This is a genomic window from Mesorhizobium sp. M1A.F.Ca.IN.020.06.1.1 (assembly GCF_004023265.1).
Classification (GTDB): Bacteria; Pseudomonadota; Alphaproteobacteria; order Rhizobiales; family Rhizobiaceae; genus Mesorhizobium.
Window position 1 is genome coordinate 1 of record NZ_RZSR01001388.1, and the last position, 1,091, is coordinate 1,091.

A 1,091-nucleotide genomic window follows, 5' to 3' on the forward strand; every position below is an offset into this window, starting at 1 on the left:
GCCTTGACGATGCGGGCAATCTCGCCGCCGACCTGCTTGCCGATGTTGAGCGCGTTCATGCCGACATAGGCGACCGGCGTGCCGTCGGCGAAGGCGATGTCGTCGTCGACAGCAATCAGGCCGATCTTGGCGGCCTTTGCTTTGTCGGCGACGACCGGGCCGAGCGAGCGGTCCGGCACCACCACGGCGATGCCCTTGACGCCGTCGCCGACATAGGTGTCGAAGGTGGTGACGGCGAGGTTGGCGTCGAACTGAACGTCCTGGACAAGCAGGTCGACGCCGAGCTCGGCGGCCTTGTCCTTGGCACCCTTCACCTCGCGGACGAACCAGGGATGGTCGCCCATCTTGTTGATATAGCCGAACTTCATCTTGTCCTGCGCGCCGGCGCCATGGACCGTCAGCGCGACGGCTGCGGTCGCGGCCACAGCAAGCCACATCCTGATCATGCGTTTCATGGTTTCCTCCTCCATATCGATCCCGGCCGGCGGGAGTCCTTTTTGCTTGAAGACGTTTCCGGCGACCGGCCGCCGGTGCGAAACCTCATTCGTGGTAGAGAACCGAGCGCCCGCCATCGATGACGATGCAGGCCGCGTTGATGAACGGGGCCTCGTCGGAGCCGAGGAAGACGGCAGTCATCGCCACCTCCTCCGGCCGCCCGATGCGGCGCGGCGGGTGCAGGTCGTAGGTGCGCTGGCGCTCCGCCTGCGGATCAGGAAAGGTGTTCCAGTAGTCGACCGCGATCTGCGTCTCGATGTAGCCGGGTGCGATCGCGTTCACGCGAACACCTTCGGCCGCGTATTGAACGCCGAGCGATCGTACCAGGCCGAGCAGTCCGTGCTTGGCAACCGGATAGGGAAAGGTCGAGGGGATGATCGCGAAAGAATGGCACGAAGCGATCGCCACGATCGAACCCTGCGTCTGAGCCCGCATCGCCGGCAGCACGGCGCGCGCCGAATACCACACCCCGTCGAGATCGACGGCAAAGCAGCGCCGCCATTCCTCTTCCGTGGTTTCCAGCGGCTCGTGGAAAACGTTGATGCCGGCATTGGCGACCAGCACGTCGATGCGGCCGAAGGTGGCAAGCGCTTGCT

Annotated in this window: 2 protein-coding genes; both read right to left on the minus strand. The window is 64.8% G+C overall.

The genetic code is table 11. The annotated features are described in order from the left end of the window. The coding region (locus EOA60_RS34260) for a substrate-binding domain-containing protein (RefSeq protein ID WP_245502695.1) at window positions 1-455 on the minus strand (455 nt) is incomplete at its 3' end. Window positions 456-540: 85 nt separating this feature from the next. After that, a partial coding sequence (locus EOA60_RS34265; RefSeq protein ID WP_128312687.1) for an SDR family oxidoreductase occupies window positions 541-1,091 on the minus strand: 551 nt, incomplete at its 5' end.